Here is a 22,427-nt window from a genome sequence, read left to right on the forward strand (position 1 = left end):
GATGGTCACTGGCATTCATACGGGGCGGCAGGCAACTGCCGCCCCGGTTTCGCCCTATGCGATCGAATTGCGTGGCGTTTCCAAGGCGTTCGGTCCGGTTCAGGCCAACAAGGACATCTCGATCCGCGTGCGGCGCGGAACGATTCATGGCATCATCGGCGAGAACGGCGCAGGCAAGTCGACCCTGATGTCGATCCTGTACGGGTTCTACAAGGCCGATGCCGGGGAAATCCTGATCGGCGGCCAGCCGACCGCCATTCCCGACAGTCAGGCGGCGATCCGCGCGGGGATCGGAATGGTCTTCCAGCATTTCAAGCTGGTCCCGAATTTCACCGTGCTGGAAAACATCATCCTGGGCGTCGAAGAGGGGCGCCTGTTGCGTCCGTCGCTGTCCAAGGCCCGCGGGGCGTTGAAGCAGCTTGCGGCGGATTATGAACTGGACGTCGATCCCGATGCCGTGGTCGAAGAATTGTCGGTCGGCCATCAGCAGCGCGTGGAAATCCTCAAGGCGTTGTACCGACAGGCGGATATCCTGATCCTGGACGAGCCGACAGGCGTTCTGACCCCGGCCGAGGCGGACCATCTGTTCCGCATCCTGCGCGGCCTGCGCGATCAGGGCAAGACGGTGATCCTGATCACCCACAAGCTGCGCGAGATCATGGAGATCACCGACGAGGTCAGCGTGATGCGTCGTGGCACCATGGTGGCCACCGTCGATACCGCTACCACAAGTCCCGAACATCTGGCCGAACTGATGGTCGGCCGCAAGGTGTTGCTGCGGGTGGACAAGGTGCCCGCGACACCCGGCAAGCCGGTGCTGGAGGTCGAGAACCTGTGCGTCACCGATGCCTCGGGGGTGCAGCGGCTCAAGAACGTTTCGCTTCAGGTACGGGCGGGGGAAATTCTGGGCATTGCCGGGGTTGCCGGAAATGGCCAGACGGAATTGCTCCAGGTGCTGGGGGGCACCCAGCGGGCCACCGGCACGCTGCGCCTGAACGGGGCGGATCTGCCGCTGTCGGGGTCGGCCTGCAATGGTCAGGCCCGCCGCGCCGCCGGGGTGGCCCATGTGCCCGAAGACCGGCACGAAGAAGGGCTCATTCTGGACTTTACCGCCTGGGAGAATGTGGCCTTCGGCTATCATCATGCCCCGGAATACCAGAAGAACGCCCTGATGATGGACAACGACGCGCTGCGGCGGGATACCGAGGCCAAGATCGCCCGGTTCGATGTGCGCCCGGCGAATTGCTGGCTGCCGGCCAAGTCCTTTTCGGGCGGCAATCAGCAAAAGATCGTCGTCGCGCGCGAGATCGAGCGCAATCCCGACCTGCTGCTGGTCGGCCAGCCCACGCGCGGAGTCGATATCGGGGCCATCGAATTCATTCACCAGCAGATCGTCGCCTTGCGCGACGCGGGCAAGGCCGTGTTGCTGGTCTCGGTTGAACTGGACGAGATTCTGGGGCTGTCCGACCGCGTGATCGTCATGTTTGACGGACGGATCATGGGGGAACGGGTGGCGGCAGACACCAACGAACGCGAGCTGGGCCTGATGATGGCCGGAATGGGGGGCACGCCATGACCCGGATGCCACCTTGGGCCGATGCGGTCATCGTGCCGCTGGTTTCGTTGATCATTGCGTTTCTGGTGTCCGGGCTGGTGATCCTGGCCATCGGCGAAGATCCGGTCCGCGCCATGACGGTGATGGTCAAGGGCGCGCTCGGCTCGACCTATGGTTGGGGGCATACGCTGTATTATGCGACCAACTTCGTCTTTACCGGGCTTGCGGTGGCGATCGCGTTCCATGCCGGGTTCTTCAACATCGGGGGCGAGGGGCAGGCGTTGCTGGGGGGGCTTGGCGTGGCGCTGGTCTGCCTGTTCATTCCCTGGCCGCACTGGTCGCTGGCGCTGATCGGGGCAACTGTCGGGGCGGCGCTGTTCGGCGCGGCCTGGGCGGCCATTCCGGCCTGGTTGCGCGCGACACGGGGCAGCCATGAAGTGATCACCACGATCATGTTCAACTTCATCGCCTCGTCGCTGCTGGTCTATATCCTGGTTCACGTCCTGCGCCCGCAAGGCTCGCAGGATCCCGCCTCGCCCCGCTTTCCGACCGAGACCCGCCTGCCGCGCCTGGGCCATATGATGGAGAGCGTCGGGATTCCGTTTTCCAAAAGCGCCCCGGCCAATGTGACGCTGTTTCTGGCGATTGCGGCCTGTGTGCTGGTGTGGTTCATCATCTGGCACACGCGATTGGGCTATCAGATCCGCGCGCTGGGAAAAAAGGAAAAGGCCGCCGTCTATGCCGGGATCAGCCCGGTCCGGGTGACGATGTATGCCATGCTGATTTCGGGCGCGCTGGCCGGGTTGATGGCGGTGAATTCGACCATGGGCGAGGCGAACCGCCTGATCAACGGCGCTGCCGAAGGGGCCGGGTTCATCGGGATTGCCGTGGCGCTGATGGGGCGCAGCCACCCGTTCGGGGTGGCGCTGGCGGCCCTGCTGTTCGGGTTCCTGTATCAGGGCGGCGGCGAGCTGAGCCTTGAAACCTCGATCCCGCGCGATCTGATCGTGGTGATCCAGGCGCTTGTGATCCTGTTCACCGGGGCGCTTGACAATATGGTGCGCTGGCCGGTGCAGCGGATGTTCGCGGCGGCGAAGGGGGGCAAGTGATGGATTTCCTGACGGTCCTGCAACTGCTCGATTCCACGTTGCGCCTTGCCACTCCGTTGTTGTTGGCCTGTCTGGCGGGGTTGTTCTCCGAACGTGCGGGGGTGTTCGACATCGGGCTCGAAGGCAAGATGCTGGCGGCCGCCTTTCTGTCGGGGGCCATCGCGGCGGTCACGCTCAACCCATGGCTGGGGCTGATGGCGGGCATCCTGGCCAGCCTTGGCATGGCGGCGATCCATGGCGTCGCCTCGATCACCTTCCGCGGCAACCAGCTGATTTCGGGCGTGGCAATCAACTTTCTTGCGGCGGGCCTGACGGTGCTGATCGGACAGCATTGGTTCGAGTTGGGGGGGCGCACGCCCGCCCTGCTGAGCGGTGGAAGATTCGCGCCGATCACCCTGCCGGGGGTCGAACTGCTGTCCGGGGTGCCGATCCTGGGCCCGATCTATGCCGAGCTGATTTCCGGACACACGATCCTTGTCTATGTCGCGCTGGCCTGTGTGCCGCTTTCCTGGTGGCTGCTCTATCGCACCCGCTTTGGCCTGCGGCTCCGGGCGGTCGGCGAAAACCCGGCGGCGGTGGATACGGCGGGCGTGTCTGTCGTTGGCCTGCGCTTTGCCGCCGTGATGATCTGCGGCCTGTTGTGCGGCATTGCGGGGGCCTATCTGGCCACCGGACTGTCCGCCGGCTTTGTGCGCGACATGACGGCAGGACGCGGGTTCATCGCGCTGGCGGCGCTGATCTTTGCCAAATGGCGCCCGTGGCAGGCATTGGGGGCAACCTTGCTGTTCGGCCTGCTGGAGGCGCTGTCGAACCGCTACCAGAACATAGATCTTGGCGGCGTGGTGCTTCCGGTCCAGGTGATGCAGGCCTTGCCCTATGTGCTGACGGTGATCATTCTGGCCGGCTTTGTCGGCAAGGCGATCCCGCCCCGCGCAGGAGGGGAGCCCTACGTCAAGGAGAGGTGAGCCGCCGCGCATCACCTTGATGTCAATCTGTCGTCCGGGGGCGGGCAACGCCCCCGCGCCCTTTGACATCCAGCGGTCCCGATGCCACTGTTTCCTTGCGCGCCAACGGGTTCCAATTTCGCAGGGTTACGAATGCAGCTTTACCTGCCGATCGCCGAAGTTTCGGTGAATGCCTTCACACTTCTGGGGCTTGGCGGGCTGGTGGGCATTCTGTCGGGTATGTTCGGCGTGGGGGGCGGCTTTCTGATCACGCCGCTTCTGATGTTCATCGGCATTCCCCCCGGTGTTGCCGTGGCAACCGGCGCGAACCAGGTTGTCGCCTCGTCCGTGTCGGGTGTGCTGGCGCATGTGAAACGGCGCACGGTGGATTTCCGCATGGGGCTGGTGCTGCTGGCGGGCGGGATGGTCGGCTCGGGGCTGGGGATCTGGGTGTTCTCGATCCTGCGCGGCATGGGGCAGGTCGAACTGCTGGTGCAACTGAGCTATGTGGTTTTCCTTGGCCTGATCGGGTTGATGATGGCGCAGGAATCCATCCGTGCCTTGCGCCGTTCGGCCCGGCCTGGCCCGCCGCGCCGGGCGCATCAGCATTTTCTGGTGCACCGCTTGCCGCTGAAGATGAAGTTCCGCGCCTCGGGCCTGTATATCAGCGCGATACCGCCGCTGGTGGTGGGGGCTGCGGTCGGGTTTCTGGCGGCCATCATGGGGGTGGGCGGCGGGTTCATCATGGTGCCGGCCATGATCTATCTGCTTGGGATGCCGACCAAGGTGGTGATCGGAACCTCGTTGTTCCAGATCATCTTTGTCACCGGCTTTACCACCCTGATGCACGCCGTCACCGCCTATTCGGTCGATATCATGCTGGCGGTGGTGCTGATCCTGGGGGGCGTGATCGGGGCCCAGATCGGAACCCAGATCGGCCTGAGGCTGAAGGCCGAACGGCTGCGCCTGTTGCTCGCGCTGCTGGTGCTGTCGGTGTCGGTCAAGATCGGCTTCGATCTTGTGCTGCAACCTGCCGAACTCTACTCGGTCATGCCGGGGCGTCTGCCATGATCCGCCTGGTGCTCGCGCTGCTGGTGCTTGTGGCATGGCCGGTACGGGCCGAGCAGGTCGTCGCGGGGCTGAGCCAGAATCGCGTTGCGATCACCGCGAATTATGACGGATCGGAGATTGTGGTCTTTGCCGCCGTCTCGCGCGATGCCCCCCCGCCCGAGGGACGGCTTGATGTCATCGTGACCATCGAGGGGCCGGTCGAGCCGGTGGTCGTCTGGCGCAAGGCGCGCCGGTTCGGGATCTGGGTGAATACCGAAGCGGTCGAGATCGGCAGCGCCCCGGCCTTTTACGCCATCGCCACCACCGGCCCTTTGCCGGAGATTGTCGATGACAGCTACAATCAGGCCTATCGGATCGGGGTGGGGCAGGTGTTGCGCGGCCTGGACGTGGCCGAACGGATGCCCGACAGCGATCAGTTTGCCGAGGCGCTGGTCCGCCTGCGCCGCGAGAGTGGTGATTATCAGGTCGATGCCGGATCGGTGCGGCTGGACCACCAGACGCTGATCCGCACCGATGTGCGGTTGCCTGCGAACCTGACCGAAGGCCGGTTCCGCGCCCGCATCTTTCTGCTGCGCGAAGGCAGGGTCATCGCGCTGGAGGAAACCGCGATCTATGTCCAGAAGGAGGGGATAGAGCGTTTCCTGCACCGGCTGGCGCTGGATCAGCCGCTGATCTATGGCATCCTGTCGTTGGCCATTGCCATTCTGGCGGGCTGGTTGGCATCGGCGGCGTTCCAGTGGATCCGGCGCTAGGCCGCTGCGTGCAGGGAACCGTGCGCCGGTTCAGGTGATGGATTCCAGCCGCTCCTTGGAGATCTCGCCCGGCACGATGGTGATGGGGCAGGGCAGGCTGGCCGAGTGCCGCGACAGATGCGTCACCAAAGGCCCCGGCCCGGATTTGTCGCTGCCGGCGCCCAGAACAAGGATGCCGATGGTCGGATCCTCCTTCAGTTGTGCCAGCACTTCGGCCGCAGCTTCGCCTTCGCGGATCACCAGTTCGGGATGCACATTGTGCTTGGTGCGCATCCATTTGGCAAAGACCTCGAAATGCGCCTCGATCCGTTCGCGCGCTTCGGCACGCATCAGATCAGCCACCCCGATCCAGTGCTGGAATTCCTCGGGCGGAATCACCGACAGGATGACCACCCCCGCGCCGGTATGTGCCGCGCGCAGCGTGGCATAGCGCATCGCATTAAGGCATTCGCGGCTGTCGTCCAGCACGACCATGAACTTGCGCATCGTCTCTCTCCCGGCTGCGGGCGGATGATGCCGCGCCCGGCGCGGGCTGTCCAGCCACCTGTCCCGGTCAGACTGACCGGGATATTGACGCTATCGCCCGGCCCTGCGCGCGATCAGCTTGTCACGCATCAGCCGCAACCGCCGAAAGATGGTGCCCGGATCGGCATTCAGCCGGTCCAGCAGCGCCATGGCCAGCGGTCCAAGCACAGGCTCGTCGCGCGCCTCGACCACCAGCGGGGCCAGCAGGTTGATGTCCAGCCCACCATCGCGCAGGGCAAAGGGTTCGATCTCCATCGGCAGCGGCGCCTTGGCCTTGTGTCCCAGCCGGAACGGGGTCGCGGGATCCAGCCCGGAATACAGCCGTTCGAATTCGGTCAGCTTCAGCAGGCTGAACAGCACCTTCAGCGATTGCCCCAGCCGCCGTTCGCCCTCTGTCGCGCCATGGTCGGCAAAGGTGATGGCAGCCGAGATCAGCCAGCGCGTGGACAGGCAGCCGATCAGCGCAGCCCCCTGTTCGGCCCAGAGCCGGCGGAACAAGGCCGGGGCCTGGGGCGGCCAATCGCGTTTACGCAAGGAGGCAATCAGCAGGCCATGCAACAGGGCGATTTCCGGCTTGCCGTGCAGTTCCTCGGCCAGTGCATGGCGCTTGCGGGCATACATCGTCGGGCGGGCAGGCAACGGGGCAGGCGGCGCGATGACCCGCGTCAACAGGGGCTGCAACGCCACGTCCAGCGGTGGAAATGCCTCGTCAGGGCCAAAGTCCAGCGGTGCGCGGCGGGCTTCGTAGCGGGCAATCGCGGCATCCCAGCCGTCGGGATAGGTGAGCATCGGGCCTCCGTCGATGATGGCGCGGCCGGGGGCAGGGCGCCTGTGTCCTGACGGCTGGGCATGTCCCCACCTCATCCCGCCCAGGGAGGCGCCCCTGCCGGATATGCCGCAGGGGTAAGCGCACAGTGCCGCGCCCAAGCCCCGACCCGCAAGCGAAAAGGGCGCCCCGCGGGGCGCCCTGTCCGGCCAGATCGCTCTGCGATCAGCAGCTATAGTACATCAGGTATTCGACCGGGTGGGGTGTATGCTCGTAGGCATAGACCTCTTCCCATTTCAGCGCCATGTAGCCTTCAAGCTGGTCACGGGTGAACACGTCGCCTGCCAGCAGGAAGTCCATGTCCTTGGCCAGTTCTTCCAGCGCCTCGCGCAAGGAACCGCAGACGGTCGGGATTTCGGCCAGTTCTTCGGGCGGCAGATCGTACAGGTCCTTGTCCGAGGCAGGGCCGGGGTCGATCTTGTTCTTGATCCCGTCCAGACCGGCCATCAGCAGCGCGGCAAAGCACAGATAGGGGTTTGCCGACGGATCGGGGAAACGGGCCTCGACGCGCTTGGCTTTCGGCGATTCGGTCCACGGAATACGCACGCAGCCCGAGCGGTTGCGCGCCGAATAGGCCCGCAGAACCGGCGCCTCGAAACCGGGGATCAGGCGCTTGTAGCTGTTGGTGCCGGGGTTCGTCAGCGCGTTCAGCGCCTTGGCGTGCTTGAGGATGCCACCGATGAACCACAGAGCCTCTTGCGACAGGTCAGCATATTTGTCGCCAGCGAACAGCGGCTTGCCGTCCTTCCAGATCGACATGTTGACGTGCATCCCCGAGCCGTTGTCGCCCTTCATGGGCTTGGGCATGAAGGTCACGGTCTTGCCATAGGCATGGGCGACGTTGTGGATGACGTACTTGTACTTCAGGATGTTGTCGGCCTGTTCGGTCAGACCACCGAAGATCAGCCCCAGCTCGTGCTGACAGGTCGCCACCTCGTGGTGGTGCTTGTCGACCTTCATGCCCATGCGCTTCATGGTGCTCAGCATCTCGCCGCGCAGATCCTGGGCTTCGTCGATGGGGTTGACCGGGAAATAGCCGCCCTTGTGCGCCGCACGATGGGCCAGGTTGCCGGTCTCGTATTCGGTATCGGTGTTCCACGAGGCCGCATCGGCGTCGATCTGGTAGGCCACCTTGGCCGGCGTGACCGAATAGCGCACATCGTCAAAGATGAAGAATTCGGCTTCGGGACCGAAATAGGCCACATCGCCGATGCCGCTGGATTTCAGATAGGCCTCGGCCTTGAGCGCGGTGCCGCGCGGGTCACGGCTGTAGGGCTCGCCGGTATCGGGCTCGACCACGTTGCAATGGATGCACAGCGTCTTTTCCGCATAGAACGGGTCGATATAGGCCGACGACGGATCGGGGATCAGCTTCATGTCGGACTGGTCGATCGACTTCCAGCCAGCAATCGACGAGCCGTCGAACATGAAGCCTTCGTCGAACCAGTCTTCATCGACCAGATCGACCACCAGCGTCACGTGCTGCAATTTGCCCTTGGGGTCGGTGAAGCGGACGTCGACATATTCGACTTCCTCGTCCTTCATCAGCTTCAGGACGTCCTGAACCTTGCTCATGTGTAATTCCTCAGGTTGGCGGTTGCGGGCGCTGGCCTGCGATGGGCAGGCCGCGAAACTCAGACGGCATCCTCGCCGGTTTCCCCGGTACGGATGCGGATGACCTGTTCGACAGGGCTGACAAAGATCTTGCCATCGCCGATCTTGTCGGTGCGCGCGGCGGAAATGATCGCATCGATGGCCGCTTCGACCATGTCATCGGTCAGCACCACCTCGATCTTCACCTTGGGCAGGAAATCGACGACATATTCCGCGCCGCGATAGAGCTCGGTGTGGCCCTTCTGGCGGCCAAAGCCCTTGACCTCGATCACGGACAGCCCCTGGATGCCAACATCCTGAAGCGCCTCTTTGACCTCGTCGAGCTTGAAGGGCTTGATGATCGCCTCGATCTTCTTCACGGCCGCGACTCCCTTGCTTCCTCTTCCTAGCCGACTGACCACTTTCGCGGCGAAGGAACAATCTGTTAGGGTTCACGGTGGCATCGGTGATGGGTCTAAACCGGGAAATTGCCGGTATTTTGTGCATCTGGCCTGTTTTGTGGGCTGTCATATGATCGTGGTGGCGCGGAAGTGACCGAAGTTCTGACATCTGCCCAAATGCGCGCCATCGAGCAGGCGGCCATCGACTCTGGCGCCGTGACCGGGCTTGACCTGATGGAGCGCGCCGGCCAGGGCGTGGTCGCCGCCATCCTGGCCGAATGGCCCGAACTGGCCACCGGCACTCCGCGCGCCGTGGTGCTGTGCGGTCCGGGCAACAACGGCGGCGACGGGTTCGTCGTGGCGCGGCTGTTGCGGGAGCGCGGGTGGGAGGTTGAGGTGTTCCTCTATGGCGATGCCGCAAAGTTGCCGCCGGATGCGCGGGTGAATTATGAACGGTGGTGCGGGATGGGAGAAAGCGTGACCGCGCTCGATCAGGTCCGGCCGAGACCGGACTATCAACTGGTTGTCGATGCAGTATTCGGGACCGGGTTGGCTCGACCGCTTCCCGCCGAACTGGCGATCCTCGCAGAAGTGGCGGCGGAGTGTTCGGTCCGCGGGCGTGGTGGCCGTGTTGTGGCGGTGGATGCCCCCAGCGGGATTTGTATGGACAGTGGAAAGGTGCTGGACGGCGGCCTCATTCCCCGCGTCGAGCCGGCATATGCCGATCTGACGGTCAGCTTTCACGCACCGAAAATTGGCCATTTCCTGAATGACGGCCCGCTTTTCAGCGGTAAGATTTGCACTGTGGATATCGGCCTGGTGACCTGTCCTGACGAGCCGCTCTCTGAATACTGGCCGAGCGGAGTCGCGCGATCTGTCGGTGTGTACGGGCCGGATTCGTTGGTCCGAGCGAAGCGCGATTTGCGTAAATGGCGACCTGGAGAACACAAGTTCGATCATGGTCACGTCCTCGTTCTCGCCGGGCCGCCCTGCCATGGCGGCGCGGGCCGCCTTGCCGCCCGAGGCGCGCTGCGGATCGGTGCCGGGTTGGTGACACTGGCCGCACTGCCGGAAGCCATCCCCGAAAACGCCGCGCGGCTTGACGCGATCATGCTGCGGCCGGTCAATGATGCTCCGGCTTTGGCCGGGTTGCTCGCGGATCCCCGGATCACCGCGCTCTGCCTTGGTCCGGGGCTGGGAACCGATCTTGCGCAGCGCGACCTGCTGGCGGTGTCTCTCGGGCAAGGGGGGCGGAAACCCCGCACCACGGTGCTGGATGCCGATGCCCTGACCCTTTTGGCGCAGCATCCCGACCTGTTCGCCGCCTTGCACGCGCGCTGCGTGCTCACGCCCCACGGTGGCGAATTCGCCCGGCTGTTCCCCGACATTGCCGAACGGCTGGCCGCCCCGGCGATCATGAGCCCGGCCTATAGCAAGGTCGACGCCGCCCGAGAGGCTGCGGCGCGCGCGGGCTGCGTGGTGCTGTTCAAGGGGCCGGATACGGTGATCGCCACCCCGGATGGCCGCGCGGCGATCCATGCGGCCGCCTATGATCGCGCCGCCCCCTGGCTGGCCACCGCCGGTTCCGGTGATGTGCTGGCCGGGTTTATCGCCGGCCTTCTGGCGCGCGGCCTTGCCCCTTTCGACGCGGCCTGCACTGCCGCCTGGCTGCATGTCGAATGCGCCCGCAGCTTTGGCCCCGGCCTGATCGCCGAAGATCTGCCCGAGGAACTGCCAAAGGTCTTCCGTGCGCTTGGCTGCTGACCTTTCCGCAGCCAGTTTCATCTTGCACCAAATACCCTGGGGGGTGAATTGGCCGTCAGGCCAAGAGGGGGGCAAGGCCCCCCGTCTGCCGCCCGCCTAGATCCCGTCGCCGACAAAGGCCTTTTCGACCACGAATTCGGCCGGTTCGGAATTGGCGCCCTCGCGCAGGCCCCAGCCTTCGAGGATCGCCTTGAGATCCACGTTGAACGCCAGGCTGCCGCAGATCATCGCGCGGTCGGTGGCCGGATCCATCGGGCCGGGGATGCCCAGATCGGCGAACACCTTGCCCGAGGACAGGTTGTCGGTGACGCGGCCCATGTGGTGGAACGCCTCGCGCGTGGTTGTGGGGTAATAGAGCAGCTTGCCCTCGACCATCTCGCCGATCAGCTCGTCCGTTTTCAGCCCCTCGACCAACTGGCGGCCATATTCCAGCTCTGCCACCTCGCGGCAGGTATGCATCATGATGACCTGATCGTATTTCTCATAGGTTTCGGGGTCGCGCATCAGGCTGGCAAAGGGCGCAAGGCCGGTGCCCGTGGCCAGCAGCCACAGCCGCTTGCCCGGCAACAGCGCGTCATGCACCAGCGTGCCCACGGGCTTGGGCCGCAGGATGATCTCGTCTCCGGGCTGGATATGCTGGAGCCGCGAGGTCAGCGGGCCATCCGGCACCTTGATCGAGTAGAATTCCAGCTCCTCATCCCAGTTCGGCGAGGCGATGGAATAGGCGCGCAGCAAGGGTTTCCCGGTGTCGCCCATCAGCCCGATCATCACGAATTCACCCGAGCGGAACCGCAGCGATTGCGGGCGCGTCACGCGGAACGAGAACAGCCGGTCGGTCCAGTGGGTGACGCTGGTCACGGTCTGTGCATCGGGCAGTACAAGCGTTTTCGTGGCGGTGGCGGTCTGGGTCATCGAACTGTCCTTGCCGGTGGTCCGGCGGTGGGCGAGGCTTGGGGGGTGCACCCCCGGACCTCCGCAGGATATCTGGGTAAGAGTGCAGGGCATCGCGTGACGCCCCGAATGCCTTGGGATGATTTAGTCCCGAAACGCGCCTCCGGGAACCACCAATTCAGGCAAACAGCCGCGACCTATGGTCATGGGTCTGCCAGTCAGCGCGAAAGCGCCATTGATCTTCCGGCTGACGGGCCGCGAGGTCGTCAGAGATTTCCACCTCGTCAAAGCCGGTGCGGCGGGCCATGGCATATTGATCGGCCAGCAGGTGGCCATGCGCGCGCAGGCGCCCGGCATAGCCCATGCGGCGCAAATCCTGCGCGAGGGTAAAGCCGCGCCCATCGCTGAAGGCGGGAAAGGCGATGCGGATCAGGTCCAGCCGGTGCAGTTGGCCGGTCAGGGCCGTGGCGCGGTCGCCCGGCGCCAGATCGACGGCGCGGGCCTGCGGGTGCTGGTCCAGATCGGCCAGCGGCACGCTGGCCAGGGGGCCGGGTTCGGGGGCAAAGCCCGCGTCGGTGACGAGGATGGTCATGCTGCCGTGTCCTTGAGGGGGCCGCGCACCATGCGGCCGTCGATGAAATGGATGCCGCATTCAACCTTGTCCGAGCCGCGCCAGCGTCCGGCGCGTTCGTCCTCGCCGGGTTTTACCTTTGACGTGCAGGGGGCACAGCCGATGCTGGGATAGCCCTGGGCCACCAGCGGATGACGCGGCAGGCGGTTGTTGAGCATATAGTCGGCCACATCCTCCTTGCCCCAATGGGCGAGGGGGTTGACCTTGATGCGGCCGGTGCCGGCCTCGGCCTCGAAAAAGTCCAGCGCGGCACGGCTGGTGCCTTGATAGCGTTTGCGGCCCGTGATCCAGGCGTCGAAACCGGCCAGCGCGCGGTCCAGCGGCAGGGTCTTGCGCAGATCGCAGCAGGCATCGGTGTTGCGCTGGTGCAGCGTCCCGTCCGGATCGGCGGCGGTCAGGTCGGTCAGACCGGCACGGATCACCCGGATGTCGCGCAGGTCGAGCCGTTCGGCGATCTCGCGCTGATAGGCGAGGGTTTCGGGAAACAGCAGGCGGGTGTCGATGAACAGCACCGGCGTCTGTGGGGCCACCACCGACACCAGATGCAGCAGCACCACCGATTCCGCGCCAAAGGACGATACCAGCGCCACGCGGCCCAGGTCGGGGTCGTTCAGCGCATGTTCCAGCACGGCAACCGCGCCGTGATGGCGGTACCGGGTGTTGAGCGCGGCCACACGGTCGGCCACCGGGGCAAGCCCGGCGCCCGATCCGTGCAGGTCACGCGGCATGTTACGCGGCAGTGCGTTCGGCGGCGCCATAGAGGGCCTCCTTGAACGGGGCGGGGCCAAGGCGGGCAAAGGCTTCGGAAAAGCTTTCCTGCGGGGCGCTGCGATGGCTCAGATAGGCGCGCAGCAGGCGTTCGATGGCGGGCACGATCTGGTCATAGGCAAAGCCCGGACCGGCGCGTTCGCCGATGGCGGCGTTTTCGGTCGCATCGCCGCCCAGGGTGATCTGGTAGTTTTCCACCCCCGCACGGTCCAGCCCCAGAATGCCGATATGGCCGACATGGTGATGCCCGCAGGCATTGATGCAGCCCGAGATCTTGATCTTGAGCTGGCCGATTTCCCGCTCCAGCCCGATGTCGCGGAAATGGGTCGCCAGTTCCTGCGCCACTGGAATGCTGCGGGCGGTGGCCAATGCGCAGTAATCCATGCCGGGGCAGGCGATGATGTCGGACAGCAGGCCGACATTGGCCGTGGCCAGCCCGGCATCGGTCAGCGCGGCCCAGACGGCTGGCAGGTCGCCCCGATGGACATGCGGCAGGATGACGTTCTGTTCATGGCTGATGCGCAATTCGTCATGGCCATAGGTTTCGGCCAGATCCGCCAGCACCCGCATCTGCGCGCTGGTCGCATCGCCGGGGGTTTGCCCATGCGCCTTGAGACTGACGGTGACGATGGCATACTGCGCGTTGCGGTGCTCGGTCAGGTTGGTTTGTGCCCAATCCGCATAGGCCGCATTCCCCAGCGCCAGCAGATGCGCGTCGATGGGCGCGTTGCGGAAGGCGGGGGGCGCAAAGGCCGCCTCGATCTCTGCCAGGAACGCGCGGTTGAGGGTAAAGCGCGGGCGGAGTTCGGCAAAGCGCCGGTCCACCTCGACGCGGAAGGCATCAAGGCCGTTCTCGAACACGGTGATCTTGATGCGCGCCTTGTATTTGTTGTCGCGGCGGCCAGCCTCATTATAGGTGGCAAGGATCGCCTCCAGGTAGGGCAGCAGGTCGTCGACGGTGACAAAGGGGTTGATCACCTGACCGATCATCGGCGTGCGGCCAAGGCCCCCGCCCACGATCACCTCGAACCCGCCGTCGCCCTTGTCGTTGCGCACCATGCGCAAGCCGATGTCATGCGCCTTGGTGACGGCGCGGTCATTGGGCGATCCGGTGATGGCGATCTTGAACTTGCGCGGCAGGAACTGGAATTCCGGGTGGTCGGTGGACCATTGGCGCAAGAGTTCCGCGATGGGGCGTGGATCGGCGATTTCATCCGCCGCCGCCCCGGCGAAATGATCCGCCGTCACGTTGCGGATGGTGTTGCCGCTGGTCTGGATGGCATGCATTTCCACATCGGCCAGCGCCGACAGGATGGCGGGCACATCGGCCAGTTTCGGCCAGTTGAACTGGATGTTCTGGCGCGTGGTGAAATGGCCATAGCCCTTGTCGTAAGCGTCGGCGATATGGGCGAGCTGCCGCATCTGGCGGCTGTTGAGCGTGCCATAGGGGATCGCTACCCGCAGCATATAGGCGTGCAGTTGCAGGTAGAGCCCGTTCATCAGGCGAAAGGGCTTGAATTCATCCTCGGTCAGGCTGCCGTCGATGCGGCGTTGCACCTGTTGGGAAAACTGAGCCACGCGGGCGCGGGTGAAGGCTTCGTCGAAGTCGGTATAGCGGTACATCGGGCTTCCCCTTGGGCGGCGGCGCGGGCTGTCGGCGTCGCATGGGTATTTGTGGCAAGATGAAGGGGGTCAGGCGCGCTCTGCCTGTTTTCCGTGGTCGTAGTTCGATGGGCCGCGGGTGCGGAAGATCTCGCGGAAATGCACAGGTTCCGGGCCATGCGGGCCGGGGGTCGCATCGGCCAGATAGGCGCCGACCACGACCGCGCCCTGACGCTGGGCAAACAGCAGGCGCAACTGGGCGTGGGCCTCGTCCTCGATCAGTTCGGCCTCGTGATGGTCGCGGCTCCAGCGGTCGTCCGGGGTCAGCCAGACAGAATCGCCTTGCAGCAGATCATTGGCGGTGACGGTTTTGGGCGTAAAGCGGGCCATGGTCAGGCTTCCAGTGCGGCAGGCAGGGCGGAGAGGGCGGCGCGCGGGGCAAGGCCCCACAGGATGACGGCAGGGCCGGAACAGAGCTGGGCCGTGGCGGGAAGGGTGGCCAGCGTGGCGGCATGAATGCGCTGATCGGGGCGCGAGGCGTTTTCCACCAGCGTTACCGGCGTGTCGGGGGGGGCGCCGTGCATCATCAGGCGCCCTTGCAGATAGCGCGATGCGGCCTTGCCCATGTAGATTGCGGCGACCGCGCCGGGGCGGGCAAGCCCGCGCCAGTCCTGATCGGCAAAGCCTTGGACGTCATGGCCGGTCAGGATGGTCAGCGCGCCGTTGCGGCCCCGCGCGGTCAGGGGCTGGCCCAGCGTGGCGGCGGCGGCCGAGGCGGCGGTGAGGCCCGGCACGATCTGCCAGGCGATGCCGGCGGCGTCCAGCGCATCGAGCTCTTCTTCCAGCCGCCCGAAAATGCCGGGATCGCCGGATTTCAGCCGCACGACGCGGGCGCCATCGCGGGCGGCGCCGATCATGGCGGCGTGAATCTGCGCCTGAGGGGTCGAGGGGCCGAACCCCTCTTTTCCGGCGTCGATGCGTTGCGCGGTGTCGGGGATCAGGTCCAGGATGCCCTGGCCGATCAGCCGGTCCAGTACGATCACATCGGCCGACCGGATCGCACGCAGGGCGCGGAGTGTCAGCAGGTCGGGGTCGCCGGGGCCTGCGCCGACAAGGGCGATGGTTCCGGGGGCAAAGCTGGTGGTCATGGCGGGCATCCCGAGGCTGCGTTCCTGCTGCAATATAGGACATTTTCCCGTAAATACGCCATATTCCGCTTGCGAATAAGGACGTTTGTTCTGATATTGTGGCAAAGTGAAACATGTGTTCGCGTTCTGGGAGGATTGGGGAATGGCGGTCCGGCTTGACGACATGGACAGGAAAATCCTTGCTGCGTTGCAGGAGGATGCCAGCCAGTCGCTGGATGAAATCGCCCGGCAGGTGGGCAGTTCCAAGACGCCGGTCTGGAATCGCATCCGCCGCATGAAGGAGGCGGGGGTGATCTTGCGCACCACCGCGCTGCTGGATGCCGAGGCGCTGGGGCTGGAGGCGTGCTTTTTCGTTCTGGTCCGCACGAGCGAGCACGAGGCCGACTGGCAGCGCCGGTTCCTGGATGTGCTGCGCAAGCGCCCCGAGGTGATGGAGGCGCACCGGCTGGCCGGGGATATCGACTATATCCTCAAGGTGCGGGTCCGGAATGCGCGGGCCTATGACACCTTTTATCAGGCGCTGATCTCGGAGGTGCGCATCTACAACGTGACCGCGTTGCTGAGCATGGAGGAGATCAAGTCCACCACCATGCTGCCGCTGGGCTGAGGGGCGGTTGCGCCGGGGGGCGCGGGTTGCCATATGGGAGGCCAGAACAATGGAGGCACCCGATGGCGGATGAGCGGTTTCCCGGCTGGCATGGCACCACGATCCTTGCGGTGCGCCGCGGCGGCGGGGTGGTGGTGGCAGGCGATGGGCAGGTCAGCCTGGGCCAGACCGTCATCAAGGGCACGGCGCGCAAGGTGCGCCGCCTGAACCCCGGCGGGCGCGAGGTGGTGGTGGGCTTTGCCGGATCGACCGCCGATGCCTTTACGCTGTTGGAACGGCTGGAACGCAAGCTGGAGGCCGCGCCGGGGCAGTTGCTGCGCGCCTGTGTCGATCTGGCAAAGGATTGGCGCATGGACAAGTATCTGCGCAATCTGGAGGCGATGCTGATCGTGACCGATGGGGCAGGCCTTTATGTCATCACCGGCGCGGGCGATGTGCTGGAGCCGGAACATGATGTGGCCGCCATCGGATCGGGCGGCAATTTCGCGCTGGCCGCCGCGCGCGGGCTGATGGAAACCGATCTGGACGCCGAGGCGGTGGCCCGCAAGGCGATGGCGATTGCTGCCGACATCTGCGTCTACACCAACGGCAGGCTGACGGTCGAGGCGATCCGGGGCTAGAAGGGGCCGTTCAGGCCCCTTCCTTGTCTGCCAGACCGTGCAGCAGCGCCATCCGGTCGGCCGAGAAATCGCCCGGCCGGCGGCCCAGATTCTGCATGGCACGCACGAAGAACTGCCGGAAATCTTCGGCCTTTTCGCACCAGGCCAGCAGTTTGACCCCCTGCGGCGGATGCACCAGGATCAGCGGAAGGACGGTGCGTTCGGATCTCTGGTCCGACAGGTCGGTATAGCCGAAATGCACCGGCTGGCAGGCGGCGATGGCCGCGTGCAGGCGCGTCAGATCCCCGGTCTCGGCCGCGATGGCGTCGCCGTGCCACCAGGTGGCGGGGCGCACGTCGAGCTTGCGATAGAGACGGCAGATCAGCGCGCCTTCGGGGTCGGTTTCGGCCAGTTGGTCAATCGCCGCGCGGGCGGCACGGGCTGCGACCGGATCGCCGCGATGGTCTGCCAGGGCCAGGCCGCGCAGGGCCGCATCGCGCAGCACGGGATCGACTGGCGCAGGCTGCGGGGCCGCCGAGATCGCCGGCCGCGCCAGACCCATCGTGGCCGCGCTGGCGGCCAGCCAGCCGGCAAGCGCGCGGCGGGTCAGGGAGAGAGGCGAAGCGGGAGTCTGGCGGGGGCGCATGGCCGTGGTCCTTTGCTGATGTGAAACGCTGTGCGTGACGCGCAGACCGCCTCTGGTCAAGCGGAGCGGTTGAAACAGGATCCCGCGGTCTTTAAGTGATGCGCAACGACCACAGGAGCCGCCATGACCGACCTGACCCCGCGCGAGATCGTCTCGGAACTCGACCGTTTCATCATCGGACAGAAAGAGGCCAAGCGCGCCGTGGCGGTGGCCCTGCGCAACCGCTGGCGGCGCCAGCAGCTTGCACCGGGCCTGCGCGAGGAGGTGCAGCCCAAGAACATCCTGATGATCGGCCCGACCGGCGTCGGCAAGACCGAGATCAGCCGCCGCCTGGCCAAGCTGGCCCATGCGCCATTCCTGAAGGTCGAGGCGACGAAGTTCACCGAGGTTGGCTATGTCGGGCGCGATGTGGACAGCATCATCCGGGATCTGGCCGATGTGGCGTTGCATGAAACCCGCGCCCGGATGCGCGAGGCGGTGAAGGCGCGCGCCCACAAGGCGGCAGAGGATCGGGTGATTGCCGCGCTCGCCGGGGCAGAGGCGCGCGAGCAGACGCGCGAGATGTTCCGCGGGCGGCTCAAGCGGGGCGAGCTTGATGATACCGTGATCGAGGTTGAGGTGGCAGAGACCGCGCCCAGCCTGCAGATGTTTCCGGGGATGCCGGGGCAGGGGATGGAAACCCAGATGCAGGGCTTGCAGGATCTGTTCGGCAAGGCCTTCGGCGGGCGGCGCAGCCGCAAGCGCATGACAGTGGCCGAAAGCCACGATGTGCTGATCGCCGAAGAAGCCGACAAGCTGCTGGATGACGAGGCGGTCAAGGCCGCTGCACTGACGGCGGTGCAGGAAACCGGCATCGTGTTCATCGACGAGATCGACAAGGTGGCCGCACGCGCCGAAACGCGCGGCGCCGATGTCAGCCGCGAGGGCGTGCAGCGGGATCTGTTGCCGCTGATCGAGGGCACGACCGTTTCCACCAAGCTGGGGCCGGTCAAGACCGACCATATCCTGTTCATCGCCTCGGGTGCGTTCCATGTGGCCAAGCCATCGGATCTGTTGCCGGAGTTGCAGGGGCGGTTGCCGATCCGGGTGGAATTGCGCGCCCTGACGGAAGAGGATTTCCGCCGCATCCTGACCGAGACCGATAATGCGCTGACCCGGCAATATGCCGCGCTGATGGGCACCGAACAGGTGGAGGTGAGTTTTACCGAAGATGGTATCGCCGCGCTGGCCCGCATCGCCGCAGAGGTGAACCGCACGGTGGAAAACATCGGGGCGCGGCGGCTTTATACGGTGATGGAGCGCGTGTTCGAGGAGTTGTCGTTCCATGCCCCGGACCGTGGCGGCGAGGCGGTGGTGGTCGATGCTGCATTCGTCGAGTCGCAGTTGGGGGAATTGTCGCGGTCGGCGGATCTGGGGCGCTACGTGCTCTAGCCTCGCGGGGGGCAATTGTGGCCCTGTGCGGTGGGGCGGTGGCAGACGCGCGGACTTTGGCGGGGGGGGCAGGGCCCCCCCGTGCGCCGGACCCGCAGCCCCCCGCGCCGCTGTGTCAGCGATGCGCGCCCCAGCTTGCCGCCACGTCCAGCATCCGGCAGGAAAACCCCCATTCATTGTCATACCAGCCAAAGACCCGCACCAGCCCGCCGCCGGTGACGGCGGTTTCCCGCGTCGCCATGATCACGCTTTCGGCGCGCGCGCGCAGGTCCGAGGACACCAGCGGGCGGTCGGTCCAGCCGATGACGCCACCCGCACCTTGCAGCACGGCATTCACCTCGGGGGTCGTCACGGCGCGCAGGGGCTGGAACGTCAGGTCGATGGCCGACACGCTGGCAACAGGCACCCGCACCGCCGCGCAGGAGATGCGTCCCGCCAGATCGGGCAGAACCCGGTCCATCAGCCGCCCGGCGCTGGTGGTGGTCGGCACCATGGACAAGGCCGCCGCGCGCGAGCGCGCGGGATCGCCGCGCGGTGCATCCACCGTGGGCTGGCTGCCGGTATAGCAATGGATCGTGGTCATCCAGCCCGTGCCGATCCCGATGGACTCGTGCAGCGCCTTGACCAGTGGCGCCAGCGCATTGGTGGTGCAGGAGGCATTCGACACCACGCGCATATGCGCGTCCAGCGCCGCATCATTGGCCCCCAGCACCACGGTGAACTCTGCCGCTTCGGACGGGCCCGAGATCAGCACGCGGCGCGCGCCTGCGGCCAGCCCGCGCCCCGAAACCTCGACCGTATCGGCGCGTCCGGTACATTCCATCACGACGTCGATGTCGGACAGATCCAGCCGCGACAGATCCGCCTCGCGCGTCAGGCGCAGACGATGGGGGCCTGCGACCATCGCGCCCGGCTCCAGCCGTACAGCGCCGGGAAAGCGGCCGAAAACGCTGTCATATTCCAGCAGATAGGCGCAGTCTTCGGCGCTGGCGATATCGTTGATGGCCACGATCTCCACCCCCGGCCAGGCGCCGCCGGCCCAGGCGCGCAGCACCGTGCGCCCGATCCGCCCGAACCCGTTGAGTGCCACCCGAACCCGTTCCGCCATTGCCTGCCCTCCGACTCGCGGCGCCAATCTGCGCGCCGTTTGCGGCAGATGCCAGAGCCGAATGCACTGTGCGGCAACCGGGACTGGCCCCGCACGGCCGCGCCTGCTAACCGGGGCAGACACCCGAGCAGGAGAGCAGGATGACCAAACGCGGCACGGTTCTGATCACCGGATGTTCCACCGGCATCGGCCATGATGCTGCCCACGGGCTGGCACGGCGGGGCTGGCGCGTGCTGGCCACCTGCCGCACCGCCGAGGACTGTGCCCGGCTGGAGGCGGAGGGGCTGGAGAGTTTCGTTCTGGACTATGCCAGCGAGGACAGTCTGGCCGCGGCGATGGAGGAGGTGATGGCGCGGACCGGCGGGCGGCTGGAGGCGCTGTACAACAATGGCGCCTTTGCGATTCCCGGCGCGGTCGAGGATCTGCCCCGTGCGGCGCTGCGCGAGATCTTCGAGACCAATCTGTTCGGCGTCCATGATCTGACGCGGCGGATCATTCCGCTGATGCGCGCGCAAGGCCATGGCCGGATCGTCAACTGTTCGTCCGTGCTGGGACTGGTGCCGATGAAATGGCGCGGCGCCTATGTCGCCAGCAAATTCGCGCTGGAGGGGCTGACCGATACCCTGCGGCTGGAAATGCGCGATACGCCGATCAAGGTGATCCTGCTGGAGCCGGGGCCGATCACCAGCGAGTTCCGCCGCAATGCCCGCAAGGGGTTCGAACGCTGGATCGACTGGGAAAATTCCGCGCGGGCCGAGCAATACCGCACCACCCTGCGCAAGCGGCTGTATGCGGCCCAAACCGGCAAGGACAGGTTCGAGTTGCCGGCCGCTGCGGTGACGGCCAAGCTGGCCCACGCGCTGGAAAGCCCCCGGCCCAGACCAAGGTATTATGTCACCACGCCGACCTATCTGATGGGCGGTCTGCGCCGTCTGTTGCCGACGCGGGCGCTGGATTGGCTGGTGGCCAAGGGGTAGCGCCCCCGCAGGCCCCACAGACCCCGCGTGCCTTGGCGGGCGCCCGTTTCCGTTGGGCGGGGGGCAGGATATTGGCACAGCGCCAGGATGCGCCTGGATCGCGCCACTGTCCGGTTTCGCGGCGGGCATGGATTTCGGTTCAGACCGGGCTTGACTTACATGAGTGATTCAGTCAGGAATTAAGCATCCCAGCCCGGTCAGATGGCCCAGCCCCGGACGCCGCAACCCGCAGGAGTTCCCATGAGCTGGCATGACCGCACCATTCCCGCCGCCACCACCGTTGCCCCCGCGCCCGCGCTGCCGGTCCATTCGGCGGTCCATCTGACCAAGGGGGGCAATCTTGCCCATATCCTGCTGGAAGGGCAGACCTACACGTTGCGGATCACCCGGCAAGGCAAGCTGATCCTGACGAAATAGGCTGGCTGCCCCGGACGCCGGGGTCAGCCGATGGAGCGGCGCAGAAGGTCAATCCAGTTCTGCCAGCAGATCCGCTGGATCAAGGGCGCCCCGAATCCGGCCTGCTGCATCGCCTCGACCAGGGCGGGCAGGCCCGCAGCCGTGCCGATGGCCCGTGGCATCAGGGCGCCATCGAAATCGGATCCCAGCGCCACGCCGGTTTCGCCCAGACGCTCGACCAGATAGGCCAGATGCCGCACCATGACCGACAGGTCGGTGTCATCGCGGCGCTGGCCGTCTTCGCGCAGGAACTGGCAGCCAAAGTTCAGCCCGACCAGCCCGTCGGATTCGGCGATGGCCGAAAGCTGGCGGTCTGTCAGATTCCGGCTTTGCGCCGACAGGGCGTGGACACAGGAATGCGTTGCCACCAGTGGGCGCGATGACAGGCGGGCAACGTCCCAGAACCCGGCCTCGTTCAGGTGGCTGAGATCAATCAGGATGCCCAGCCGTTCACATTCGGCCACAAGGCGCAGCCCGGCCTCTGTCAGCCCCGGCCCGATATCGGGCGAAGCAGGCCAGGCGAAGGGCACGCCATGGCCAAAGATGTTGGGCCGCGACCAGACCGGGCCCAGACTGCGCAGACCGGCGGCGTGCAGCACCTCCAGCTCTCCGAGCTCCGGGCCGATTCCCTCTGCACCCTCGATGTGCATCAGGGCGGCAATCGCGCCGTCTTTCCGGGCGGTTTCGATCTGGTCGGCGGTGGTGCACAGGCGGATCGCGTCGGGATGCGCGCGGGTCAGGCGCAGCAGGATGCCTGCCATTTCCAACGTGACCTTGCGGGCGCGATCGGTGGAAACGGGTGCGGTCCGGGCGCTGCCGCTGTGATCCTCGGGCGGGACATATATGGCGAAGAACCCGCCGGCAAAGCCGCCGGCACGGCATTTTTCCAGATCCAGGTGCCCCTCGCGGCCCGACACGAAGCTGTCGCCGCCCCTGTCGCCTGACGCATGAAGATGCAGGAGCAGATCATTGTGACCGTCAAAGATCGGAAATGCCTGTGTCATTGCGCGGGGCCTCCTGCCG

Annotated in this window: 24 protein-coding genes; 11 read left to right on the top strand and 13 right to left on the bottom strand. The window is 65.8% G+C overall.

The features are described from left to right. Nucleotide 1 precedes the first annotated feature (1 nt). The 5 genes from BW970_RS00415 to BW970_RS00435 all read left to right on the top strand — a co-directional run bounded on the left by BW970_RS00415 (nucleotide 2) and on the right by BW970_RS00435 (nucleotide 5,431). Nucleotides 2-1,576 carry an ABC transporter ATP-binding protein gene (locus BW970_RS00415; RefSeq protein WP_076527626.1) on the top strand — a complete coding sequence of 525 codons (1,575 nt, stop codon included), beginning with the start codon at nucleotides 2-4 and terminating at the stop codon, nucleotides 1,574-1,576. Further along, nucleotides 1,573-2,664 (top strand): ABC transporter permease, encoded by a 1,092-nt coding sequence (locus tag BW970_RS00420; RefSeq protein WP_076527628.1) that lies wholly within the window; start codon nucleotides 1,573-1,575, stop codon nucleotides 2,662-2,664. Before BW970_RS00415 ends, BW970_RS00420 begins: the two co-directional genes overlap by 4 nt. Next, nucleotides 2,664-3,629 (top strand): ABC transporter permease, encoded by a 966-nt coding sequence (locus BW970_RS00425; protein ID WP_076527631.1) that lies wholly within the window; start codon nucleotides 2,664-2,666, stop codon nucleotides 3,627-3,629. Before BW970_RS00420 ends, BW970_RS00425 begins: the two co-directional genes overlap by 1 nt. A 132-nt stretch (nucleotides 3,630-3,761) precedes the next feature. Next, nucleotides 3,762-4,679, top strand: coding sequence for a sulfite exporter TauE/SafE family protein (locus BW970_RS00430; RefSeq protein ID WP_076527633.1), 918 nt, complete (start codon nucleotides 3,762-3,764; stop codon nucleotides 4,677-4,679). Further along, the gene (locus BW970_RS00435) at nucleotides 4,676-5,431 is read left to right on the top strand and encodes a TIGR02186 family protein (protein ID WP_076527636.1); all 756 of its coding nucleotides are present in this window, start codon (nucleotides 4,676-4,678) and stop codon (nucleotides 5,429-5,431) included. Before BW970_RS00430 ends, BW970_RS00435 begins: the two co-directional genes overlap by 4 nt. A gap of 30 nt (nucleotides 5,432-5,461) precedes the next feature. Here the strand turns inward: BW970_RS00435 and BW970_RS00440 are convergent, their stop codons facing one another. The 4 genes from BW970_RS00440 to BW970_RS00455 all read right to left on the bottom strand — a co-directional run bounded on the left by BW970_RS00440 (nucleotide 5,462) and on the right by BW970_RS00455 (nucleotide 8,755). Further along, nucleotides 5,462-5,917, bottom strand: a complete 456-nt coding sequence (locus BW970_RS00440; protein ID WP_076527638.1) for a universal stress protein — start codon at nucleotides 5,915-5,917, stop codon at nucleotides 5,462-5,464. 90 nt (nucleotides 5,918-6,007) lie between these two features. After that, nucleotides 6,008-6,745, bottom strand: a complete 738-nt coding sequence (locus tag BW970_RS00445) for a hypothetical protein (protein ID WP_076527640.1) — start codon at nucleotides 6,743-6,745, stop codon at nucleotides 6,008-6,010. A 202-nt stretch (nucleotides 6,746-6,947) separates the two neighbouring features. Then, the gene (glnA, locus tag BW970_RS00450; protein ID WP_076527642.1) at nucleotides 6,948-8,357 is read right to left on the bottom strand and encodes a type I glutamate--ammonia ligase; all 1,410 of its coding nucleotides are present in this window, start codon (nucleotides 8,355-8,357) and stop codon (nucleotides 6,948-6,950) included. A 59-nt stretch (nucleotides 8,358-8,416) separates the two neighbouring features. Further along, nucleotides 8,417-8,755, bottom strand: coding sequence for a P-II family nitrogen regulator (locus BW970_RS00455; protein WP_076527644.1), 339 nt, complete (start codon nucleotides 8,753-8,755; stop codon nucleotides 8,417-8,419). Between the two features lie 171 nt (nucleotides 8,756-8,926). On the opposite strand from BW970_RS00455, the gene BW970_RS00460 reads away from it, so the two are divergent. Next, nucleotides 8,927-10,540 carry a bifunctional ADP-dependent NAD(P)H-hydrate dehydratase/NAD(P)H-hydrate epimerase gene (locus BW970_RS00460; protein ID WP_076527646.1) on the top strand — a complete coding sequence of 538 codons (1,614 nt, stop codon included), beginning with the start codon at nucleotides 8,927-8,929 and terminating at the stop codon, nucleotides 10,538-10,540. Nucleotides 10,541-10,636: 96 nt separating this feature from the next. On the opposite strand, the gene BW970_RS00465 is transcribed toward BW970_RS00460, so the two are convergent. The 6 genes from BW970_RS00465 to cobA form a co-directional block, all read right to left on the bottom strand. Further along, nucleotides 10,637-11,452 carry a ferredoxin--NADP reductase gene (locus BW970_RS00465; RefSeq protein WP_076527648.1) on the bottom strand — a complete coding sequence of 272 codons (816 nt, stop codon included), beginning with the start codon at nucleotides 11,450-11,452 and terminating at the stop codon, nucleotides 10,637-10,639. Nucleotides 11,453-11,609: 157 nt separating this feature from the next. Further along, nucleotides 11,610-12,023, bottom strand: coding sequence for a DUF934 domain-containing protein (locus tag BW970_RS00470; RefSeq protein ID WP_076527650.1), 414 nt, complete (start codon nucleotides 12,021-12,023; stop codon nucleotides 11,610-11,612). Then, on the bottom strand, nucleotides 12,020-12,790 hold the full coding sequence (locus tag BW970_RS00475) for a phosphoadenylyl-sulfate reductase (protein WP_076529084.1): 771 nt from the start codon (nucleotides 12,788-12,790) through the stop codon (nucleotides 12,020-12,022). Before BW970_RS00475 ends, BW970_RS00470 begins: the two co-directional genes overlap by 4 nt. A 1-nt stretch (nucleotide 12,791) precedes the next feature. After that, nucleotides 12,792-14,453 (bottom strand): nitrite/sulfite reductase, encoded by a 1,662-nt coding sequence (locus BW970_RS00480; protein ID WP_076527652.1) that lies wholly within the window; start codon nucleotides 14,451-14,453, stop codon nucleotides 12,792-12,794. A gap of 69 nt (nucleotides 14,454-14,522) precedes the next feature. Then, the gene (locus tag BW970_RS00485; RefSeq protein WP_076527654.1) at nucleotides 14,523-14,822 is read right to left on the bottom strand and encodes a DUF2849 domain-containing protein; all 300 of its coding nucleotides are present in this window, start codon (nucleotides 14,820-14,822) and stop codon (nucleotides 14,523-14,525) included. A 2-nt stretch (nucleotides 14,823-14,824) separates the two neighbouring features. Next, on the bottom strand, nucleotides 14,825-15,580 hold the full coding sequence (gene cobA / locus BW970_RS00490) for a uroporphyrinogen-III C-methyltransferase (RefSeq protein WP_144038837.1): 756 nt from the start codon (nucleotides 15,578-15,580) through the stop codon (nucleotides 14,825-14,827). Between the two features lie 142 nt (nucleotides 15,581-15,722). Here cobA and BW970_RS00495 point away from each other — a divergent pair, with 142 nt between their 5' ends. Then, nucleotides 15,723-16,187, top strand: a complete 465-nt coding sequence (locus BW970_RS00495) for an Lrp/AsnC family transcriptional regulator (protein WP_076527658.1) — start codon at nucleotides 15,723-15,725, stop codon at nucleotides 16,185-16,187. 62 nt (nucleotides 16,188-16,249) lie between these two features. Beyond that, nucleotides 16,250-16,807 carry an ATP-dependent protease subunit HslV gene (gene hslV / locus BW970_RS00500; RefSeq protein WP_076527659.1) on the top strand — a complete coding sequence of 186 codons (558 nt, stop codon included), beginning with the start codon at nucleotides 16,250-16,252 and terminating at the stop codon, nucleotides 16,805-16,807. Between the two features lie 10 nt (nucleotides 16,808-16,817). Here hslV and BW970_RS00505 read toward each other — a convergent pair whose 3' ends face one another. Next, nucleotides 16,818-17,432, bottom strand: coding sequence for a WYL domain-containing protein (locus tag BW970_RS00505; RefSeq protein WP_076527661.1), 615 nt, complete (start codon nucleotides 17,430-17,432; stop codon nucleotides 16,818-16,820). Nucleotides 17,433-17,555: 123 nt separating this feature from the next. Between BW970_RS00505 and hslU the strand changes: the two genes are divergently transcribed. Next, entirely contained in the window at nucleotides 17,556-18,863 is a 1,308-nt protein-coding gene (gene hslU / locus BW970_RS00510; protein ID WP_076527663.1) for an ATP-dependent protease ATPase subunit HslU, read from the top strand. Between the two features lie 115 nt (nucleotides 18,864-18,978). On the opposite strand, the gene BW970_RS00515 is transcribed toward hslU, so the two are convergent. Next, nucleotides 18,979-19,971 (bottom strand): type I glyceraldehyde-3-phosphate dehydrogenase, encoded by a 993-nt coding sequence (locus BW970_RS00515; RefSeq protein ID WP_076527665.1) that lies wholly within the window; start codon nucleotides 19,969-19,971, stop codon nucleotides 18,979-18,981. Between the two features lie 140 nt (nucleotides 19,972-20,111). Between BW970_RS00515 and BW970_RS00520 the strand changes: the two genes are divergently transcribed. Further along, on the top strand, nucleotides 20,112-20,948 hold the full coding sequence (locus BW970_RS00520; RefSeq protein WP_076527666.1) for an SDR family NAD(P)-dependent oxidoreductase: 837 nt from the start codon (nucleotides 20,112-20,114) through the stop codon (nucleotides 20,946-20,948). Between the two features lie 240 nt (nucleotides 20,949-21,188). After that, nucleotides 21,189-21,365, top strand: coding sequence for a hemin uptake protein HemP (gene hemP, locus BW970_RS00525; RefSeq protein ID WP_076527668.1), 177 nt, complete (start codon nucleotides 21,189-21,191; stop codon nucleotides 21,363-21,365). A 23-nt stretch (nucleotides 21,366-21,388) separates the two neighbouring features. Here hemP and BW970_RS00530 read toward each other — a convergent pair whose 3' ends face one another. Then, nucleotides 21,389-22,408 (bottom strand): dipeptidase, encoded by a 1,020-nt coding sequence (locus BW970_RS00530; protein WP_076527670.1) that lies wholly within the window; start codon nucleotides 22,406-22,408, stop codon nucleotides 21,389-21,391. Nucleotides 22,409-22,427 lie beyond the last annotated feature (19 nt).

This window comes from Gemmobacter megaterium, from assembly GCF_900156815.1.
GTDB lineage: Bacteria > Pseudomonadota > Alphaproteobacteria > Rhodobacterales > Rhodobacteraceae > Wagnerdoeblera > Wagnerdoeblera megaterium.

Bases quoted from the DNA above. Each gene is read 5' to 3' on its own strand.
- hslV (WP_076527659.1), top strand. From the start codon at position 16,250: ATGGCGGATGAGCGGTTTCCCGGCTGGCATGGCACCACGATCCTTGCG.
- BW970_RS00440 (WP_076527638.1), bottom strand. From the start codon at position 5,917: ATGCGCAAGTTCATGGTCGTGCTGGACGACAGCCGCGAATGCCTTAAT.
- BW970_RS00505 (WP_076527661.1), bottom strand. From the start codon at position 17,432: ATGCGCCCCCGCCAGACTCCCGCTTCGCCTCTCTCCCTGACCCGCCGC.
- BW970_RS00520 (WP_076527666.1), top strand. From the start codon at position 20,112: ATGACCAAACGCGGCACGGTTCTGATCACCGGATGTTCCACCGGCATC.
- BW970_RS00530 (WP_076527670.1), bottom strand. From the start codon at position 22,408: ATGACACAGGCATTTCCGATCTTTGACGGTCACAATGATCTGCTCCTG.
- BW970_RS00445 (WP_076527640.1), bottom strand. From the start codon at position 6,745: ATGCTCACCTATCCCGACGGCTGGGATGCCGCGATTGCCCGCTACGAA.
- BW970_RS00435 (WP_076527636.1), top strand. From the start codon at position 4,676: ATGATCCGCCTGGTGCTCGCGCTGCTGGTGCTTGTGGCATGGCCGGTA.
- glnA (WP_076527642.1), bottom strand. From the start codon at position 8,357: ATGAGCAAGGTTCAGGACGTCCTGAAGCTGATGAAGGACGAGGAAGTC.
- hemP (WP_076527668.1), top strand. From the start codon at position 21,189: ATGAGCTGGCATGACCGCACCATTCCCGCCGCCACCACCGTTGCCCCC.
- BW970_RS00430 (WP_076527633.1), top strand. From the start codon at position 3,762: ATGCAGCTTTACCTGCCGATCGCCGAAGTTTCGGTGAATGCCTTCACA.
- BW970_RS00515 (WP_076527665.1), bottom strand. From the start codon at position 19,971: ATGGCGGAACGGGTTCGGGTGGCACTCAACGGGTTCGGGCGGATCGGG.
- BW970_RS00420 (WP_076527628.1), top strand. From the start codon at position 1,573: ATGACCCGGATGCCACCTTGGGCCGATGCGGTCATCGTGCCGCTGGTT.
- BW970_RS00495 (WP_076527658.1), top strand. From the start codon at position 15,723: ATGGCGGTCCGGCTTGACGACATGGACAGGAAAATCCTTGCTGCGTTG.
- cobA (WP_144038837.1), bottom strand. From the start codon at position 15,580: ATGACCACCAGCTTTGCCCCCGGAACCATCGCCCTTGTCGGCGCAGGC.
- BW970_RS00465 (WP_076527648.1), bottom strand. From the start codon at position 11,452: ATGACCCAGACCGCCACCGCCACGAAAACGCTTGTACTGCCCGATGCA.
- BW970_RS00475 (WP_076529084.1), bottom strand. From the start codon at position 12,790: ATGCCGCGTGACCTGCACGGATCGGGCGCCGGGCTTGCCCCGGTGGCC.
- BW970_RS00415 (WP_076527626.1), top strand. From the start codon at position 2: ATGGTCACTGGCATTCATACGGGGCGGCAGGCAACTGCCGCCCCGGTT.
- BW970_RS00425 (WP_076527631.1), top strand. From the start codon at position 2,664: ATGGATTTCCTGACGGTCCTGCAACTGCTCGATTCCACGTTGCGCCTT.
- BW970_RS00485 (WP_076527654.1), bottom strand. From the start codon at position 14,822: ATGGCCCGCTTTACGCCCAAAACCGTCACCGCCAATGATCTGCTGCAA.
- BW970_RS00470 (WP_076527650.1), bottom strand. From the start codon at position 12,023: ATGACCATCCTCGTCACCGACGCGGGCTTTGCCCCCGAACCCGGCCCC.
- hslU (WP_076527663.1), top strand. From the start codon at position 17,556: ATGACCGACCTGACCCCGCGCGAGATCGTCTCGGAACTCGACCGTTTC.
- BW970_RS00480 (WP_076527652.1), bottom strand. From the start codon at position 14,453: ATGTACCGCTATACCGACTTCGACGAAGCCTTCACCCGCGCCCGCGTG.